Raw genomic sequence first — 17,704 nt, 5'->3', positions numbered from 1 at the left:
ATCAGGCCTGTATCAGGGAGCGGCCTCCACAAGGGGCGCAAACACACTCTCAAATCCGCTGGTGGCAAAAGGAGCACGCAGGTAGACGGCATCCCGAAACGTACCGGCCGGCAAGCTTGGCGCTCGGGCCTTGAACACTTCAAGGGGACCGGGCGCAGCAACCCGCAGGCGCAGCGCTCCGCCAGGGCAATGCAGCGTCATGGTCAAAGACGCGTTGGCCGCAAAGGCACGAACGTCCGTCCAGTGCTGGAACCCCTCGCCTGGCGGAAGCGTGCCGGTCGGTCGCGGTGCCAAGCCGTCGTCGATCGTCATTCGGCAATCGAAATGCCAGGCCAGGCCCATCGAACTGGGTGGTCGGACACCCGTACGAACTCGGAACTTCACACTGTCGCGCAAGCGGCCATCGCTCAGTGACGTGACCCGGTCCACGCCCGCATCGGCGTTGTAGCGGGGCTGCAGTACGGACAGGCTCGAAGTCGCGGCATCGAAGTCCAGCAGTTCTCCGGGCGCCCAGCCTTGCTGGCCCTTGTCATTCACGAAGGGCACGTTGTGGGCTGCCGGCTGCGTGAAGTAGCCGTTGTGCAAGGGTGATCCGTAGTACACAGTGCCTGGGTCGCGCGACACCGGCTGACCACGCCAATACATCTCCAGGTTCAAGGCCTCACGCTGCGCGTGGTGCTGTGTGCGCTGGCCCCAGTGGGCGAACACCTGCCAGCCGGGCGGGCTGCCCTTGAGCACGGCCATGCTCATATCGGGCAATGCCATGCTTTGCACGGCTGGCAGCGGAGGCAGTGTGCCGTCGTTTGCCGAGGGGGGCGACCACACATCTGCCCACCCGGGGTGGCGCAGGGCAGCAGCCTCGCTCCACGGCGTGGGTAGCACCGTGCGCGCCTCAGCCAGCAACGGCAGGTCAGGCACCCTGATGCGGCTGGTGCTGTCTCCCGGGTTGGGCAGGCTGTTGTCGTCAAAGCGCAGCGCCAGCGGCACCGTCAGCGCCAGGCGCAGCCGCTGGGCCGCTGCGGCCAACTCTGCACCGCGACCAGCCTCAGCCGCCGCCTGCAGCACGGGCAGTGCGGCACGAACCAAATAGGCGTTATAACCAAACGAGCCCTCGTACCAGATGCCGTCGCGCGTCAAACCCTGCTCAATCAGTGCCTTGAACCCCGTCGGGCCGTCAACGGCATCTCGCCACATGCCGGTGTCATCCAGCAGCAGCGCCACCACACCCAACGCTGACCGTTGCCACACGGAAATGTTGCTCAGCCCAGTCACGCTGCTGCGCAACGTATCGGCCACCGGGACGAACAGGCTGTCGCGCCAAAGCGCCCACTCCTGAGCCGACACCAACGGACGAACTGCACGCGCCGCCTGGGCGAGTTGGATGATCACCGTGGCTTCATCCAGGTTCTGCCCCATCAGCCGAGACAGCCCCAGCCGCCGCTGCAGCGGCCACTGCGCATAGTGCGTCGCGTAGAAGGTGAGCTGGCTGATGGCCCAGCGGGCGTAGTGCTCTTCACCCATCGCGCGGTAAAGCCAGGCCGCGTCACGCACTGCCTCGATGTGCCGCGACCGGAAGGCGAAGGTCCAGCCCTCGCGAACCTTTCGCCCTGCTTCGGAGGTATCGGCATCACTGGGCCTGTTGTCGGGCCGCCAGACGCGCGGCGAACCATCGGCGTTGACATAGTCATGCAACCAGCCGACCACCCAGCTGGGACGGTCCACCTGGCGGGCCATCCAGTCGCTGGTGATTTGAGCGCGACGGCGAAGCCAGTCCTTCGTTGGGCTGGACAAGCGTTGCGCCCGCTCCGAACTCGCCCTACCGACGTCTGCGAGGGTCTTAGGAACCTCACCTGTTGCCTGAGCACGGTTGCACGCAACGAGGGCAGCGAGGACAACCACTGCACTGGCCGTCGCTGCAAATGAAGTGTGCGTAGAGCGCATGCACGCACCTCGGTCAATCGACGGTTCGCCGATCCAAGGATTCAGGTACGCGTGAAAGAAGGGGCCATGCGGCACTTTGGGCACTTCCCGTCTACTCACGAGCAGGCTTGTAGCGAGCCACGGCCGCCACAACGCACAGCAATGCGAAATGAACCATTGCATCTCCCGTCAAGGCGGAAGTGACACGAAAGGTGGGCTCTGAAAACGACCGGATCAGCACAAAACAAAGCGCTGCCAAAGCTAATGGGCGCAGCGGAGTGCTGCGGCAAACCGTCAGGAGAATCGTCAACAAGTACGTCGCAAGCAAGGCAACACCAACGACACCTGCTTCAGAGAGTGTTTGGTAAAACTGATTGTGCGCATGAAATGCGAAGTTCATGCCAATTCGCGCCCGATACTCAGGCGACCAAATCGATGGGCCATAACCAAAAAGTGGATTCCTTTTCCACTCGCCAATGGCAACATCCCAGATATTTGATCGCCCTGAGAATTCTCCGCCACCGAATGCTCGCCCCTGCGCATTGCTTGCCAACATCTCAAGCCCTCCACCAGCGACCACAATTGCGGCCAAACAAAATGCAGCACTCGCAAGCGCCACCTTCGCCCACCTCAACAAGCCATCCTGTGGAGTCTCTAAATTTCGGGCGGAAAAATATACAACCAGTGCAACAAACGCGGCAACCCAGGTGGTTTTTGATTGCGCCAAAATTAGCGCCGCGAAGCAGATGGCCAATGCAGCCGCCTGCTTCCAGCGAGCAGATAGGGGTATGCTGATGAATAACAGCAGAGCAAACGCAGCCAGCGGCCCCATTGTGTTTGCGTGGGGAGTCAGGCCCCAGAACCGCAAGGGAAAGCCGGGAATCAAGCCGACGGCATAGGTCTCAAGCACGAGAGTAGGTAGCACAACTGCTGTCGCCAAACTTGCGGCAACCAGTACCAGCAGAACGTTGCGCAAGCACTTGAGCGCGTCAACAGTCGGGTCCAGCGCGAGCAACAGTGCAGCAGAGAACAGGATTGGAGCCCCAACATACGATGGCGTGAAGGTGGGACGCGTGCCAAACGTGCCGGACAGCAGTGTGGCCCCAGCCACATAGGCAAACATAGTCACCATCAACCACTGGGCATGACGAGGGACTGCCGCCCAGCGTTTTCCATCAAGGATCCGGCTCAATATCAGCACCACGCATAGCACCAGCAGACCGTAGTATCCCGCCTTGGCGACCAGGCCTGAAACAACCCCCGCTGATACAGCCAGATCCTCCAGCAAAACGGCAGCGCGCAAGTTTCTACCAGACACCAAAATACTCAGAGCCGGGACCAGATATACCAACACCAGCAAGGCAACCCAGACACGTTGACTTTTTTCTCGCCCGATTCGGTGAATTTGAAGACCACCAAAGATAAGCGCCACGGCGCCCATCATCAGCGCAAGGTAGACCACACCAATCAAGATGATTGTGATCATTTTTGGCGACCCTCGGGGAAAGGTTCCCGCTGGATTTTTCGCGCATTACCACGGCGCATATTTTCACCAGAGAAAACCTTTTTCATCACAATTACAAACAGTGATGCAATCAAGGGAATCAAGAACTGCAACTGCGGATGAGAAATTGAACCCCATGCGCTCCGTATAACCATGGCGGCAGGGGCATCCCCCAGCCGATACTCGACGCCAAGCCACGTCAAGCTGGCCCAGATCCTGTGGAGTTGCTCAAACATGGTGTTCACGCCGAGTTGTCAGGAGCGGCAGTCTTGCGCCGTTTGGCAATGAAGCCCTTGACCAGTGCCCGGAAGGCGTCAGACGCGGCGAAACGCACCGCGCACGCAACGGACAAGGCCAATACCAGGCCGCAAGTCAGGATGGTGGCCAACAACGTGAGCACGGGAGCGGCCAGCAGCACCGGTTCCAGCAGGGTGCTGATGCCCCAAGCACCCACACAACAAAGCGCGGTGGTCAGCAGACCGGCCATCAGGTGTCGGCCCAGTTGCTTCAGCGGCACGCCGTAGGACCGGGCTGCAAAACGCAGGAGGTAGGCGTAGCGCATTGAGGCCACGCCAAACAAGGCCCAGGCCACGGTGACGATGCTGCCTTGGAGCGCAGCGGCGTAACACGCAACACCGATCAGCACGCTGCTGATGATCTGCACACGGCTTTCGTGGCGGATGTGATTGGAGGCCCACAGCAGTGGCGTGATGGTGCCGGACAGGCCGTACATGGCTGCGGTCAGCGCTACAGGCTGGAGCAGTTCAACGCCTTCTTGCCACTTCGTACCGTAGAGGCCGATCAGCACGATCTTGGCGGTCACAGCCAGAGTGGCAAAGATAGGCAGCACAACGACAGGGGCAGCCTCGGCGGCCGTCAAGAAGCTGGCCCTGATGCGCTGCGCATCAGCACTGACCTGCGAGGTACTGGAAAAGGTGACCGCTTGCAACGTCGACAGGATCTGGGTGATCGCCGTCGAAACCAGGTTGTTAACAACGTGGTACACGCCCAGCTCGTGCGCCGGAAAGGCGCGGCTGACGATGATGCGGTCCAGGTTGCTGCCCGACCACGTGGCGAGATTGCTGAGCAAGGCGTGGCCGCCGAACTTGAGGGTGTCCACGCCGTCATCAGCACGGAAGCGAAGCCCGATGGGGGGCCGTGCCGCCTTCCACACCAACACCAGGGTGCAACTGGCCTGCACCAACCAGGCTGCTACCAGGCTCCACACGCCGGCACCTGCCAGCGCCATGGGAATGCCAACCAGCAGATAGCCCACCGCAAAACCAGCCAGCTGCCCCAATTGCAGGGCCTTGAAGTTGAGTTCGCGCCGCAGCAGGTTGGCCGGCGCAGAGGTGAGCGCCGAGATGAGGCAGACGAACGACAAGGCACGTAGCAACGGCGTGGCCTCCGGGTGCGTCAGGAAGCCCGCAATGTGCGGCGCAAACAGCAGCAGTACGGCAGTGACCACCAGGCCCGCGGCGAGTTGCCAGGTGGCGATGAAGCGGACGATGTCGTCACTGATCTGCTTGCGCTGGACCAGGGCGGAGCCAATGGACGCGTCAGCAAAGTAGTTGGCAACCCCCACAACGATCGCGCCGACGGCGAACATGCCGTACTCGGCCGGCCCGAGGATCCGGGCCAGCAGGATCTGCGACCCGAGCTGGATCAGCAGCTTGCCTGCGGCGCCCAGGTAACCCCATTTGGCGGCATGGAGCGTTCGTTGCGTGAGGTTGCCTTTGCTGCTCACGGCTTTTGGATGACGTTGGCCTGGAAGTCGGCGTAAGCGGACTTCAGCCCATCTTCAAAAGACGTGCTTGCCTGCCAACCGATGGCGGTCATGCGGCTGACGTCCATCAGTTTGCGCATGGTGCCGTCGGGCTTGGTGGTGTCGAAGGTCAGGCTGCCCGTGAAGCCCACGGTCTTGGCCACGGCCTCGGCCAGTTCCCGAATGCTCAGGTCATGCCCCACGCCGATGTTGACCAGCGGCGCCAGGCCGTCGTTTCGGTCCTGGCCAAGCAGGGCCGTGTAGGGCGCTTCGGCCAGCGACATGAGGTACACGCAGGCGTCGGCCATGTCGTCGCTGTACAGGAACTCGCGGCGCGGGGTGCCCGTGCCCCAGACCGTCACCGTCGGCGCACCGCTGGCTTTGGCTTCGTGGAACTTGCGGATCAGCGCCGGGATGACGTGGCTGTTGTCCGGGTGGTAGTTGTCACCGGGACCGTACAGGTTGGTGGGCATGGCCGCCAGGAACTGCGTACCGTACTGCCGGTTGTACGCCCAGCACATTTCAATGCCGGCGATCTTGGCCAGGGCGTAGGGCCGGTTCGTGGCTTCCAGCGCGCCGGTCAACAGATGCTCTTCCTTCATGGGCTGGGGAGCCAGCTTGGGGTAGATGCAACTGGAGCCCAGAAACAGCAGGCGCTGCACCTTGTGGATGTGTGCAGCGTGAATGATGTTGGTCTGGATGGCCAGGTTGTCGCGGATGAATTCGGCCGGGTACGCGTTGTTGGCGTGGATGCCCCCCACCTTGGCAGCCGCCAAGAACACGTAGTCCGGCTTTTCGGCGGCAAAGAACGCGTCCACTGCCTTTTGGTCCGTCAGGTCCAGTTCGGCATGGGTGCGCTCAATGATGGTGGTGCAGCCCTTGGCGCGCAGATTGCGCACGATGGCCGACCCCACCAGGCCACGGTGGCCAGCCACGTAGATGCGTGCATCTTTGGGCAGTGTGCTCATGGCCGGGCTCACTCGTTGTAGTCGTAGGCCTGGAAGCCCGCAGCCTTGACGAGGCTGTCGCGGCGGGCGGAGGTGTAGTCGGCCTCGACCATCTCGGCCACGAGTTCCTTCAGCGTGGTCTTGGGCACCCAACCGAGCTTTTCCTTGGCCTTGGTGGGGTCGCCCAGCAGGGTTTCCACTTCGGTGGGGCGGTAGTAGCGTGGGTCCACGCGCACGATGACGTCGCCGACCTTGCACTTGGCCTTGTCGCCTTCAACCTTGACGACGCGGCCCACTTCGTTTTCGCCCTCGCCTTCAAAGGCGAGCGTGACGCCCAGTTCGGCCGCTGCGAACTCCACGAACTGGCGCACGCTGTATTGCACGCCGGTGGCGATGACGAAGTCTTCGGCTTGCTGTTGCTGCAGCATCAGCCATTGCATCTCGACGTAATCCTTGGCGTGGCCCCAGTCGCGCAGCGCGCTCATGTTGCCCAGGTACAGGCAGTCCTGCAGGCCCAGCGCGATGCGGGCAATGGCGCGCGTGATCTTGCGGGTAACGAAGGTTTCGCCGCGCAGCGGGCTCTCGTGGTTGAAAAGGATGCCGTTGCAGGCGTAGATGCCGTAGGCCTCACGGTAGTTGACCGTGATCCAGTAGGCGTACATCTTGGCCACGGCGTAGGGGCTGCGCGGGTAGAAGGGGGTGGTTTCCTTCTGGGGGATTTCCTGCACCAGGCCGTACAGCTCGGAGGTGGAGGCCTGGTAGAAGCGCGTCTTCTTTTCCAGGCCCAGGATGCGGATGGCTTCCAGCAGGCGCAGGGTGCCGATGCCGTCGGCGTCAGCGGCGTACTCGGGCTGGTCGAAGCTCACGGCCACATGGCTCATGGCGCCCAGGTTGTAGATTTCGTCAGGCTGGGTTTCCTGGACGATGCGGATCAGGTTGGTGGAGTCGGTCAGGTCGCCGTAGTGCAGCTTGAAGCGCTGGTTGTCCACGTGCGGGTCTTGGTACAGGTGGTCCACACGGTCGGTGTTGAACAGCGATGAGCGGCGCTTGATGCCGTGAACTTCATAGCCCTTGGACAGGAGCAGTTCGGCCAGGTAGGCGCCGTCTTGGCCAGTGATACCGGTGATGAGTGCAACTTTTCTTTGGCTCATGATGTTCAGGACTTGCTGTGGAAATTGACTTTGCCGACGACACGCTCGCGCTCGGCAGGCGGCACTTGCGCCACCAGGTCGAGGATGAAGCTGCGATGCAGGTCGAGGGCTTGGGGCATGTCGGGGTTGATGGAGGAAACCCGGATCAACATGCCCTCAGGAATGAGGCGACGCAGGCCGTAGCGAATGGAAACGAGCCGACGTTGCGTGTTGGAGATGGTGGCTTCGTCCCCCATCAGCACCCAGTAGGTGATGGGCTCGATGCGCGGGCCAAAGGTGGCCAGGACGTGACGAACCGGGATGTGAAAGCCCGGCTGCACTTCCATGCGGTCATCACGCCCCTGCTCCACCTTGAAGCCTTGGCTGACGTAGCAAACGTCCGGAATGTGCACAGTGAGGCCGTCAGACTGATCTCCCCCGTACGCCACGGACAGCATGACTCGGCGGCCCTTGCTGTCGACATAGGTGCGCGCGAGGGTCTGGTTGTAGATCTTGTCGAGCATCGCCTGCTGATCAGGCGGGGGAACGACGACGGGCATGTTCTCGTCGACGCGCCAGTCAGCGAATCGCTTGGGGAAGAGTTGGTCGAGCTTGAACTCTGGGTGCAGGTCTGAAACACGGATCGTGGGCCGCGCCCATTCCGCCAAAGCGGCTGAGGCGAGCATTGCCGTTGCACCAAAAATGGCTGTGCGACGCGTGCTCATGCCTTGCCCAGCTTCCTGGTGAGGCGCGCCAGCCCAGTCATTCCATGGTCGAAGGCGAGGATCAAGATCAGGGCCACCATAAAGAGCACCATGCCCGCGAAGCCATGCACGAAGCCTTGGCCGGCTTCATCGCCAAAGTGGTAGGTGACCAGCACGAGAATGCAGACGCGCACGATGTTCGCGACGAACGAAATAGGCACGATGGCGATGGCCATGGCGATGTTTCTGGCCTTGGATGTGTAGGCCATGATGTTCATGTAGAGCAGACCTAGCGCCTCCAGCGTGAACATGGAGTTCAAGCCAGCGCAGGCATCTGCGACGAGCAGCTGATACGGGCCGACGGTGAGTACCACACCGCTGCGGCCCACCGGGTAGCCCAGGTTGTAGAGCAGGCTGCTGGCCACGGCAGAGACGGCCGACTTGAGCGGCGTGGTCACGGCAATCACCAGAGTCGCCGGCAACGGCACCATGAAGAGCAGGAAGAACAGCGGGAACCACAGTAGCCGTACCGCCGCCGGGCCAATGATCAGCAACAGCAAGCCCACGAGCAGCGGGATGAGCGCCCCGACACTCAGCAGCAGAACAGCTTGTGAGCGGCCAAGCACGAACATAAGCAAGGCAAGCGCCAGCCACGCGCTGCCAGCCAGCAAGCTGGGGCGAGCCTCCAGAGCGAGCAGCTCGTGGCGCTTGCGATAGACCAGCCAGGCTGTGACGGCGAGGATGATGGGGCCATGCCCCTGTTCATCGCGCGTCCAAATGGTGCGCGCTACGTCGACCATGGTCGGCCCGAACAGCACGCACAACGCGAACAGAAGCAGGGCCAGCGCGATGTAGTCAGGTTGGCCGCTGCGGCTTGTTGCCCACTGGGGCAATCGGCGGGCTTCAGGGGTGGATCTGCTTGCTTGCATGGCGCCCATGGCCGGGAAAGATGACACGTCCGTCAGAACTCGTTGACGATGGCACCAAGCAGCTGGGCAGAGCTACCGGCGAGGCCTGCAACCAAGTCTTGCAGCGCATCGACACGGTTTTGGCCTTTGCGGGCGAGCACGATGGCCGCACCGCATTTGCCGGCTACGACGCTCGCATCTGCACCGTGCGCAGCGGCGGCGGTATCCAGCACGACGTGGTCGAACTTGGACACCAACTCGCGCACAAGGAGACCGAACGCTGGACGCTCGATAAGCTCCAGCGGGTTGGGCGGCAGCGGGCCTGACGGCAGAACAAACAGGCCAGGAACGCCTTCGATCGCCTGGATGACCTGGCTCTCTGTGCGCCCCGACAGCAGCGATGAAAGCCCTGCCGAGTTGCTTACCTTGAAGACTTCGTGCTGGCGCGGGCTGCGCAGGTCGGCATCCACCAACAGCGTGCGCCCGCCCAACTGAGCCAGCGACACCGCCAGATTGGCCGCAAAGTAGGTTTTGCCATCGCCGGAGCCGGGGCTGATCACAGCCAATGCTTGGCGAGGTTGGTCCGGCCGGTTCCAGCGCATGGTGAGCTGGCTGCGAGTGGCACGCACGGCTTCAGCCTGCACCGAGAATGGTTGCAGCAGCGTGACCAGCTCAGGGCTGGCCAGCCGGCGTTCGGCCGTAGCAAGCGGGTAATGAAACTGCTGCGCCAGCGCGTTGAGCACATCGTCAGGGCTGGCCAAGCCCAGCGCAATCGCGGCTTCACCGAAGCGCACGCCATGTTGGCGCTGGAAGCTCAGCACCTTCTCAACTTCAGCCGCACTGAGGTTGCGGGCATCGCGGATCAGGTCGCCGATGGGTCGATCGTGGATTTCTGCTGGGGCGTTCACGGAAGCTCCGGGGGTAGCGGCTTGCATCGGGGTCAGGCGCTCTTGCCTGCAGCCTGCCCCAGCAATCGCTGGTGCATCAGGTTGGCCTTGGTGGTCTTGCCAAAAAAGCGGCGCGCGTCAGCGGCTGGCAGCACACCGATGATGGGCAGGCCCACAGCCTGCGCAACGTCTTCTGCCGTGCGAACGCGACGATCCAGCATCTCCAGCGCCAGTGCGAGTGCGACAGCAAGCAACGTGCCGGCAAACACCGCAGCAGCCATGTTCAGGACGATTCGTGGCGATGCAGCCTCCGTTGGCACGACGGCCTGCGAAAGCACCGTGACGTTGCTCTGGGTGGCCATGCTCTCGAGCGTCGTCTGGTTGAGGCGCTGCATGATTTGGTCATACGTGCGCTGAGCGTTCTCCACATCACGCAGCAGCACAGCGCCCTCGTCTCGTGCCGCTTTCATCGCCAACACCTTGGCGCGCTGGGCCTCCAACTGCGCCTTGATGTCACCAGCGCGCTGCTGGTTGATGTTGTTGGTGATGCCCAGCGAGCTGGTGACCTTGACAGTCTCGGTATCGATACGCGCCTTCAGTTCGGCGAGGTTGGCACGCGCTTCGATCACCTGCGGGTTCTTATCGCCAAGTCTGGACGTCAGTTCCTGCAGCCGCGCCTCCGCCCGCGCCTGATCGGCCTTGAGACCTGCAATCAGCGGGTTGGCCAGCACTTCCTGCATGCGGTCAGCACTGCTGCCGCGCGCGGCTGCCTGGCGGCTGCCCGAATCTGACACCAACGACTGAATACCCACGTACTGACTGGACAGTTCATTCAGGCGTGCCGTCTCAACGTCAAGCCGCTCGTCGGTCGCAACGATGCCCTTTTCTTTCTGGAAGTCAGACAACCGCGCTTGCGCCTTCTCCAGCAAGTCACGCGACTCTTTGGCGCGCTGATCAAAGAACGACGAATACTGCCGCGCCGGGTCAACACGCATTTCGATGTTGGTTTCGAGATAGGCCTGAACGAACGCGTTCGCCATCGCGGCAGCGAACTTCGGATCAGCGCCTTTGTACGTGACTGTGATGACGTTGGACTCGCGCGAGGGTTTTACGTCCAACGACTTCTGGAGCACGCCGCCAAGCCATTGCTCCATGCTGCCCTCGCCCTTGGTGGCCTCCTGCCACTGCTCGCGAACCTGCGGGTTCTCGGTGAGTTTGAGACTGCGAACGACCTTGAATGCCACTCGGTCGCTCTGGATCACGTCCACTTGTGTCGCGATGATGCTGGGGTTGATGCCACCCGGGTACAGCACGGCCGAAAGCGGATCGGGCTTGGTCGAATCCACGACGACAGAGGCGCTTGCGGTGTAGCTCTTGGGCATGAGCAGACTGACCGCCAATGCGATCAGCACCGTACCGAAGAAAACACCCAGCACCAACTTGTAGCGCGCCCGCAGGATGGCCAGGAATTGAACGAAGTTCATCTAGTTATTTCCAGTGGGGGTCAGAACAGGCTTTCCTTGACGTAGACGACATCGCCGTCCTTCACGCCGTCATCCATGGCCTGCTGGATGACCTGGACCTTGCCGTCAGCACCCTTGCGGTGCACGCGAATGCCCCGTTCGGTGCCGCGCTGATTCAGGCCACCACCGGCGGCGAGCACTTGCATCAGCGTCATGCCGCGTTCCAGGCGCATGGGGCCGGGGCGCTGCACTTCGCCGTAGATGTAGACCAGCGGCGCACGCTCGACCCACAGCACGTCGCCGTTCTGGATCAGCACATCGTTGGCGCGGTTCTGCTCGGCGCTGAAGACGCCGGGCAGGTCGATCTCCTGGCGGAAGGGCTTGCCGTTGCGGGTGCCGGTGAGCACCAGCAGGTCGCCGCCCGTGCCAGCCACGCCGCCTGCGGTGGCGAGCAGGTCGGTCAGGCGCATGTCGGCCGTCTCGATGGGGTAACGGCCGGGGCGGTTGACCTGGCCCAGCACGCTGGCCTGGTTGCCCTTGACCTGCAGCAGCGTCAGCGTGACCTGGGGCTGCTTGACGTAGTTGCCGCTCATCAGGCCGTCAGCAATGAGCCGCTCGGCCGAGCTGATGCTGCGGCCGCCCACGCGCACATGGCCCAGCAGCGGGAAGCTGATGACGCCGGACTCGGAGACGCGGGTCTCGAGCGTGAGGTCGGGGTTTTGATAGACGACGACGCGGATCACGTCGCCCGCACCCAGCCGGTACTCGGCCGACACAGTGGGAGCAGCCGCGGCGGCCGCCTGGGCTTGCGCGCCCAGGGCACCCAGCCCGAGCGCCGCAGCAATCAGCAGTTGGTGAACGCGCATCGTCGTCTTCATCATTTACTTGAGGCCCATGCCCTTGGAGATGGAAGCAGGATCCAGGCCACTGGCGGCCGGGGCGGGCGCCTCGCTCGCGGTGGGCGCCGGTGCCGGCGTGGCGGCGGCCGGCGCGCTGGCGGCGGCTTCGGCGAACTTGCCGACGTACTCCACCTTGGAGCTGTCGCGCAGCGCCTTGATGTCCTTTTGCACCACTTCGGCCTTGCGCTGGTTCAGCAGGAAGGCTTCGATGGCGGGGCGGGCACGGGCTTCGTCCACCGGCTGGCTGCGCGAGCCGGACAGGAACAGCACGGTGATGCCGTTGGGCGCCGGGCTGATCATGGAGTCGCCGTCCTTCAGGCGGGAGATGCTGTCCAGGCTGGCCAGGGGCAGCTGCTCGGCAGCGCGCACGGCCTGGTTGCCGTTGAAGCGGAAGTCGTTGGCCTTGAGGTACTCGACGAACTCGCCCAGGCTCTTGGCGGCGCTGAGCTTGGCGCGCAGCGCGTCGAACTGCTCGGGCTTGGCCTCGATCTGCAGTTCCTGCAGGCTGTAGATGCGGCGGTCCTTGAAGAGGGCCGGCTTGTCGTTGTAGTACTTGGCGATCTCTTCGTTGGTGGGCTTGGCGACGCTCTCACCCACGCGCTCCACGTAGGCGCGGGCGATGATTTCGCGCTTGGCGGCCTCGATCTGCTGCACGACGCGGGGGTCGCGGTCGAGCTTTTGCTCCTGGGCCTTCTGGACGGCGAGTTCCTGGTCGATCAGGCGCTCCAGCACCTGGCGGCTGGCGGCCTCGGCCTGCTCGGGCTTCAGGCCCTGCTGGCGCTGCAGCACGAAGTTGATCTGGTGGACGGTGATCTCTTCCTTGTTGACCTTGGCGGCCGTCTGGGAAGCTTTCTCGCCCTTGTCCCCGCCGCAGGCCGCCAGCAGCACGGCAGCCGCCACGGCGGCGAGCAGGGAAACACGGGGCTTGATCAGTCGCGTTGCCATCTTGTCGATGTCCTTGTTGTGCAGGGGAAGGGGTCTCACCCAGGGTTAGCAAATCAGTGTAGCGGCCGGATATGTCGCTTCTGTGGGGGCTTTGTCCCGTTAAAAAGGCGGCCGAACCGGGGGTTAGAGCGTTTTCCAGGCGCGAGTTCCCCCATCCCCCGTATTCCCGGGGGTGAGGTGAAGATTCAGCGGGAAGGCCGGCGCCCGCGCCCGGCCTACAGGCTCAGCACTTGATGCCAGCGTGCAGCGCGACGATGCCGGCGCTGAGGTTGTGCACGTCCACGTGGCCGAAGCCGGCCGCCTTCATCATGGCCTTGAGCGTGGCCTGGTCGGGGTGCATGCGGATGGATTCCGCGAGGTACTTGTAGCTTTCGGCGTCGCCCGCGAACAGCGAGCCCAGCTTGGGCAGGATGTTGAAGGAGTACCAGTCGTAGGGCTTCTTCAGCGGCTCGGCGATCTTGGAGAACTCCAGCACCAGCAGCCGGCCGCCGGGCTTGAGCACGCGGCACATCTCGGCGAGCGCCACGTCCTTGTGCGTCATGTTGCGCAGGCCGAAGGCGACGCTGACGAGGTCGAAGCTCTCGCTCTTGAAGGGCAGCTTCTCGGCGTCGGCCAGGCTGGTGGGCAGGATGAGGCCTTCGTTGAGCAGGCGGTCGCGCCCCTGGCGCAGCATGGCCTCGTTGATGTCGGTGTGCACCACCATGCCGGTGTCGCCCACCTTGCGGGCGAAGGCGCGCGACAGGTCACCCGTGCCACCGGCGATGTCCAGCGCGCGCTCGCCGGGCTTGAGGTTGGCAACCTGCAGCGTGTAGGCCTTCCAGGCCCGGTGCAGGCCGGCCGACATCAGGTCGTTCATCAGGTCGTACTTGGACGCGACGGAGTCGAAGACGCCGCGCACCTTGCTGGCCTTCTCCTTCTCGTCGACCTGCTGGAAACCGAAGTGGGTTTGACTCATGGGATGGAATTCAATGCGAGTGGCAGGAACCGCCAGCCTTGGCCGGCATGGCATCGTCGCGCCCCTTGCCGGCGGCGGCCAGGCGGGCTTCGTAGTCGGCCCACAGGGCGGCCTCTTGGCTGCCGAGCTTGTAGAGGTAGTCCCAGGTGAACAGGCCGCTGGCATGGCCGTCAGAGAACTCCGGGCGCACGGCGTAGTGGCCCACGGGCTCCAGCCCGGTGATGAGGACGTCGCGCTTGCCGGTCTGCAGCACTTCCTGGCCCGGGCCGTGGCCCATGACCTCGGCAGACGGGCTGTAGACGCGCATCAGTTCGAACGGGATGCGAAAGCGCGCGCCGTCGTCGAAGGCGACTTCCAGCACGCGGGACTGCTGATGGACGGTGATGTCGGTGGGCTGCGGCATGCCGCAAGTGTCCCTCAGTTATCTGGCCGCCCAGGTGCCGGGCCAGCCGGGTCAGAAGCTCTGGTAGGCCGGCAACTGCCCGTCCTTGGGGCGAACCTGAATAAAGCGCGCCGCCAGGCGGGACTGCACGCTGATGGGCAGCGGCGCAAAGCCGGTGCCGCGCGTCAGGTCGTCGCCATGCATGAAGCACCAGTACAGGAACTTCATGGCGCCCAGCGCCTTGGCGGCGGTGGCGGGCTCGGCGTCCAGCAGCACGAAGCTGGTCAGCGTGATGGGCCAGGCGTCGTTGCCGGGGCGGTCCAGCAGCGTGGCGAGGTCGTCGCCCTGGCGGTGCATGTCGCTCTCGGCAATGGCCATGCGGAAGCCGCTTTCGCTGGGCAAGACGAAGCGCCCGGCCGCGTTGCGCAGCTTGACGGCGGCGAGCCTGTCGCGCAGCACACGGTCATAGGACACGTAGGCAATCGCGCCGGGCGTGCTGCGCAGCGCTTGCACCATGCCGTCGTTGCCGTCGGCCTTGAGCGGCTCGCCCGGCCACGGCGGCGCCTGGCTGGCGCCCACCTCGGCCTTGAAGCTGGCCGATGCCCCGGCGAGGTAGCGGCTGAAGCCGTCGCTGGTGCCGGACTTGTCCGCCCGCACGACGCGCCGGATCGGCAGCACCGGCAACGCAAGGTTGGGATTGAGCGCGGCAATGCGGACATCGTTCCAGACCTTGATGCGCCCCAGGAAGATGTCGGCCAGCAGCTCACCGTTCAGTTGCACCGGCCCGCCCACCCCGGGGAGGTTGACCACCGGCACCACGCCGCCCACCAGCATGGGGATCTGCACCAGCTTGTGCTTGGCGAGCTCGGCAGTCGACAGCGGCGTGTCGGTGCCGCCGAAGTCCACCCTGCGCGCGGTGATCTGCTTGACGCCATCGCCCGAGCCCGTGGGCTTGTAAGCGACCGGCGCGCCGCCGGCCTTCTCGAAGGCCCGCGCCCAGGCTTCGTAGATCTTGGACGGGAAAGACGCCCCCTGCCCCTGCACAGCCTGCGCGAGCGCGATGGGGGTGCTGAGCACGGCGGCCGCGAACGTCAAGGCCAGACGCTGGTACAGCTTCATGAACGGTGAGATTGACTGGTGAAAACCCGTAATCATGCCCTGTGGCTTCCGGCCGGCCGCTCGGTCAGCCGCTCTAATCGGGCGTTTTCACGGCTTTGCGCATCCACCTCATGCCCCGCCTTCAACGCACCCGCCTAGCCCTGGCAGCGACCCTGCTGGGCTTGGCCGCCCACGCCCCGGCCTTGGACCTCCGTGACCTGTCCAAGGAGGTGTCGCCCTGCGACGACTTCTACGGCTTCGTCAACGCCAACTGGGAGGCCGCCACCGAGCTGCCCGCCAGCCGCGCCCGCATCGGCAGCTTCGACCAGCTGCGCCAGGCCAACGACGAGCTGCTGAACCGCGCGCTCAAGGAGCTGGCCGACCAGCCGTCGCTGCAGACCACGCCAGGCCTGAAGCTCATTGCCGCCTACTACGCCAGCGGCATGGACGAGGCCGCCATCGAGGCGCGCGGGCTGAGCTCGGTCACGCCGCTGCTGAACCGCATCAACGCGCTGCAGCGCCGCGAGGACCTGCCCACGCTGCTGGCGCTGCTGAACCGCAGCGGCATCAGCGCACCCATCGGCTACGGCGTTCAGCCTGACCGCAAGGACACCCGCAAGAACGTGCTGGGGCTGGGCCAGTCGGGCCTGGGCCTGCCGGACCGCGACGACTACTTCCGCGACGACGCCCGCACCCGCACGCTCAAGGCTGCCTACCGCGCCTACACCCGCGCGCTGCTGACCGGCGCCGGCCTGGCCGCGGGCGACGCCGAGCTGGACGCGCTGGCCGCCTTCGAGACCCGGCTGGCCGAGGCCTCGCGCGAGCGCGCCGAGCTGCGCGACCCGAACGCGGCCTACAACCCGATGTCGCCCGCCGAGCTGAGCGCCGCCGCGCCGGGGCTGGACTGGACGGCCTACCTGGCCGTGCTGACGGCCGGCGCCAAGCTGCCGCAGCGCCTGCTGGTGGCCCAGCCCGAGTTCGCCGCCCGCGTGGGCCAACTGGCGGCCGAGACGCCGCTGGACGTCTGGCGCAGCTACCTGTCGCTGCGCGTGCTGGACACGCTGGCACCGCGCCTGCCCAAGGCGCTGGCCCATGCCTCGTTCGAGTACCGCGGCAAGGCCATCACCGGCCTGCAGGCCCCGGCCCCGCGCAACGAGGACGTCATCCTGCAGATCGGCGGCCGCACCGGCACCGAGCCGGTGGCCATGGCGCTGGGCGAGCTGTTCGTGGCCCGCGCGTTCTCGCCCGAGGCGCAGAAGCGATCGCTGCAGTTGGTGGAGGACGTGCGCGCCGCCATGAAGGAGCGCATCGAGAAGCTGGACTGGATGACCGCCCCCACCAAGGCCCGCGCGCTGGACAAGCTGGCCAAGATGCAGCCCGTCATCGGCGCGCCGGCCAAGTGGCCGCAGTTCGAGGGCCTGCAGCTCAGCAGCACCGACTACGCCGGCAACTGGCTGAAGGCCGCGCTGTGGCACAGCGACCGCCAGATCAAGGACCTGGACGCGCCGGTGGAGCGCGACCGCTGGCGCATCAGCCCGCACATCGTCAACGCCTTCGCGGGCGGGCTGAACCAGATCATCTTCCCCGCCGGCATCCTGCAGCCGCCCTTCTTCTCCGCCACGGCGGACGACGCGGCCAACTACGGCGGCATCGGCATGGTGATCGGCCACGAGATCACGCACCATTTCGACGACAGCGGCCGCAACTTCGACGCCGGCGGCTCGCTGACCGACTGGTGGACGGCCGAGGACGCCGCCGGCTACAAGGCGCGCGCCGACAAGGTGGCCGAGCGCTACGGCGCCATCTCGCCGCTGCCGGGCTACACCATCAACGGCCGGCTGACGCTGGGCGAGAACATCTCCGACGTGTCGGGCCTGCCCATCGCCTACGAGGGCCTGCTGCGCGCGCTCAAGCGCAGCGGCACGCCGCTGGACAAGAAGACGGCGGGCTACACACCGGCCCAACGCTTCTTCATCAGCAACGCGCTGGTGTGGCGCAGCAAGGTGCGCACGGAGTTCCTGATCAACCAGCTGCGCACCGATTCGCACTCACCGGCCAAGTACCGCGTGCTGACGCCGATGGCCAACACGCCCTACTTCTCGCAGGCCTTCTCCTGCAAGCCCGGCAGCGCCATGGTGGCCAAGGACCCGCTGACGGTCTGGTGAGGGCTCGCGCCGGGCTGCACAAATGACAAACG

The 17,704-nt window shown here is 64.6% G+C and carries 16 protein-coding genes; 1 reads left to right on the top strand and 15 read right to left on the bottom strand.

What is annotated here, in order from left to right:
- Nucleotides 1-12 precede the first annotated feature (12 nt).
- The 15 genes from NYO99_RS00920 to pstS form a co-directional block, all read right to left on the bottom strand.
- Complete coding sequence (locus tag NYO99_RS00920) at nucleotides 13-1,734, bottom strand: heparinase II/III domain-containing protein (protein ID WP_268165223.1); 1,722 nt, start codon at nucleotides 1,732-1,734, stop codon at nucleotides 13-15.
- Nucleotides 1,735-2,032: 298 nt separating this feature from the next.
- The gene (locus NYO99_RS00915; RefSeq protein WP_268165222.1) at nucleotides 2,033-3,406 is read right to left on the bottom strand and encodes an O-antigen ligase family protein; all 1,374 of its coding nucleotides are present in this window, start codon (nucleotides 3,404-3,406) and stop codon (nucleotides 2,033-2,035) included.
- Entirely contained in the window at nucleotides 3,403-3,660 is a 258-nt protein-coding gene (locus NYO99_RS00910; RefSeq protein ID WP_268165221.1) for a hypothetical protein, read from the bottom strand. Before NYO99_RS00910 ends, NYO99_RS00915 begins: the two co-directional genes overlap by 4 nt.
- A gap of 5 nt (nucleotides 3,661-3,665) precedes the next feature.
- Nucleotides 3,666-5,171 carry a lipopolysaccharide biosynthesis protein gene (locus tag NYO99_RS00905; protein ID WP_268165220.1) on the bottom strand — a complete coding sequence of 502 codons (1,506 nt, stop codon included), beginning with the start codon at nucleotides 5,169-5,171 and terminating at the stop codon, nucleotides 3,666-3,668.
- Entirely contained in the window at nucleotides 5,168-6,157 is a 990-nt protein-coding gene (locus NYO99_RS00900; RefSeq protein WP_268165219.1) for a GDP-L-fucose synthase family protein, read from the bottom strand. The genes NYO99_RS00905 and NYO99_RS00900 overlap by 4 nt, the downstream gene beginning before the upstream one ends.
- A gap of 8 nt (nucleotides 6,158-6,165) precedes the next feature.
- On the bottom strand, nucleotides 6,166-7,287 hold the full coding sequence (gmd, locus tag NYO99_RS00895) for a GDP-mannose 4,6-dehydratase (RefSeq protein WP_268165218.1): 1,122 nt from the start codon (nucleotides 7,285-7,287) through the stop codon (nucleotides 6,166-6,168).
- 5 nt (nucleotides 7,288-7,292) lie between these two features.
- Nucleotides 7,293-7,991: an exosortase-associated protein EpsI, B-type gene (gene epsI, locus NYO99_RS00890; protein ID WP_268165217.1), complete on the bottom strand. Its 699-nt coding sequence runs from the start codon at nucleotides 7,989-7,991 to the stop codon at nucleotides 7,293-7,295.
- Nucleotides 7,988-8,908 carry an exosortase B gene (gene xrtB, locus NYO99_RS00885; protein WP_268165216.1) on the bottom strand — a complete coding sequence of 307 codons (921 nt, stop codon included), beginning with the start codon at nucleotides 8,906-8,908 and terminating at the stop codon, nucleotides 7,988-7,990. The genes epsI and xrtB overlap by 4 nt, the downstream gene beginning before the upstream one ends.
- A 23-nt stretch (nucleotides 8,909-8,931) precedes the next feature.
- On the bottom strand, nucleotides 8,932-9,786 hold the full coding sequence (locus NYO99_RS00880; RefSeq protein ID WP_268165215.1) for a polysaccharide biosynthesis tyrosine autokinase: 855 nt from the start codon (nucleotides 9,784-9,786) through the stop codon (nucleotides 8,932-8,934).
- A 32-nt stretch (nucleotides 9,787-9,818) separates the two neighbouring features.
- Nucleotides 9,819-11,249 (bottom strand): chain length determinant protein EpsF, encoded by a 1,431-nt coding sequence (gene epsF, locus NYO99_RS00875; RefSeq protein ID WP_268165214.1) that lies wholly within the window; start codon nucleotides 11,247-11,249, stop codon nucleotides 9,819-9,821.
- A gap of 20 nt (nucleotides 11,250-11,269) precedes the next feature.
- A complete protein-coding gene (gene epsE, locus NYO99_RS00870; RefSeq protein ID WP_268165213.1) occupies nucleotides 11,270-12,094 on the bottom strand; it encodes a polysaccharide export protein EpsE in 825 nt (274 codons plus the stop codon).
- Between the two features lie 15 nt (nucleotides 12,095-12,109).
- Nucleotides 12,110-13,072: an EpsD family peptidyl-prolyl cis-trans isomerase gene (locus NYO99_RS00865; RefSeq protein WP_268165212.1), complete on the bottom strand. Its 963-nt coding sequence runs from the start codon at nucleotides 13,070-13,072 to the stop codon at nucleotides 12,110-12,112.
- 223 nt (nucleotides 13,073-13,295) lie between these two features.
- Nucleotides 13,296-14,027 carry a bifunctional demethylmenaquinone methyltransferase/2-methoxy-6-polyprenyl-1,4-benzoquinol methylase UbiE gene (gene ubiE / locus NYO99_RS00860; RefSeq protein WP_268165211.1) on the bottom strand — a complete coding sequence of 244 codons (732 nt, stop codon included), beginning with the start codon at nucleotides 14,025-14,027 and terminating at the stop codon, nucleotides 13,296-13,298.
- 10 nt (nucleotides 14,028-14,037) lie between these two features.
- A complete protein-coding gene (locus NYO99_RS00855) occupies nucleotides 14,038-14,430 on the bottom strand; it encodes a gamma-butyrobetaine hydroxylase family protein (protein ID WP_268165210.1) in 393 nt (130 codons plus the stop codon).
- Between the two features lie 51 nt (nucleotides 14,431-14,481).
- Nucleotides 14,482-15,528, bottom strand: a complete 1,047-nt coding sequence (gene pstS / locus NYO99_RS00850) for a phosphate ABC transporter substrate-binding protein PstS (protein WP_268165209.1) — start codon at nucleotides 15,526-15,528, stop codon at nucleotides 14,482-14,484.
- Nucleotides 15,529-15,638: 110 nt separating this feature from the next.
- On the opposite strand from pstS, the gene NYO99_RS00845 reads away from it, so the two are divergent.
- On the top strand, nucleotides 15,639-17,672 hold the full coding sequence (locus NYO99_RS00845) for a M13 family metallopeptidase (RefSeq protein WP_268165208.1): 2,034 nt from the start codon (nucleotides 15,639-15,641) through the stop codon (nucleotides 17,670-17,672).
- The last annotated feature ends 32 nt before the right edge of the window (nucleotides 17,673-17,704 follow it).

Source organism: Roseateles hydrophilus, from assembly GCF_026712245.1.
Classification (GTDB): Bacteria; Pseudomonadota; Gammaproteobacteria; order Burkholderiales; family Burkholderiaceae_C; genus Pelomonas; species Pelomonas hydrophilus.
Note: the sequence above shows the minus strand (reverse complement) of the source record. Positions and strands in the feature narration are given on the sequence as shown.

Coding starts and splice junctions, on each gene's coding strand:
- NYO99_RS00845 (WP_268165208.1), top strand. CDS start 15,639: ATGCCCCGCCTTCAACGCACCCGCCTAGCCCTGGCAGCGACCCTGCTG.
- NYO99_RS00915 (WP_268165222.1), bottom strand. CDS start 3,406: ATGATCACAATCATCTTGATTGGTGTGGTCTACCTTGCGCTGATGATG.
- NYO99_RS00920 (WP_268165223.1), bottom strand. CDS start 1,734: ATGGCCCGCCAGGTGGACCGTCCCAGCTGGGTGGTCGGCTGGTTGCAT.
- NYO99_RS00865 (WP_268165212.1), bottom strand. CDS start 13,072: ATGGCAACGCGACTGATCAAGCCCCGTGTTTCCCTGCTCGCCGCCGTG.
- epsI (WP_268165217.1), bottom strand. CDS start 7,991: ATGAGCACGCGTCGCACAGCCATTTTTGGTGCAACGGCAATGCTCGCC.
- pstS (WP_268165209.1), bottom strand. CDS start 15,528: ATGAAGCTGTACCAGCGTCTGGCCTTGACGTTCGCGGCCGCCGTGCTC.
- gmd (WP_268165218.1), bottom strand. CDS start 7,287: ATGAGCCAAAGAAAAGTTGCACTCATCACCGGTATCACTGGCCAAGAC.
- ubiE (WP_268165211.1), bottom strand. CDS start 14,027: ATGAGTCAAACCCACTTCGGTTTCCAGCAGGTCGACGAGAAGGAGAAG.
- epsE (WP_268165213.1), bottom strand. CDS start 12,094: ATGCGCGTTCACCAACTGCTGATTGCTGCGGCGCTCGGGCTGGGTGCC.
- NYO99_RS00900 (WP_268165219.1), bottom strand. CDS start 6,157: ATGAGCACACTGCCCAAAGATGCACGCATCTACGTGGCTGGCCACCGT.
- xrtB (WP_268165216.1), bottom strand. CDS start 8,908: ATGGGCGCCATGCAAGCAAGCAGATCCACCCCTGAAGCCCGCCGATTG.
- epsF (WP_268165214.1), bottom strand. CDS start 11,249: ATGAACTTCGTTCAATTCCTGGCCATCCTGCGGGCGCGCTACAAGTTG.
- NYO99_RS00910 (WP_268165221.1), bottom strand. CDS start 3,660: ATGTTTGAGCAACTCCACAGGATCTGGGCCAGCTTGACGTGGCTTGGC.
- NYO99_RS00855 (WP_268165210.1), bottom strand. CDS start 14,430: ATGCCGCAGCCCACCGACATCACCGTCCATCAGCAGTCCCGCGTGCTG.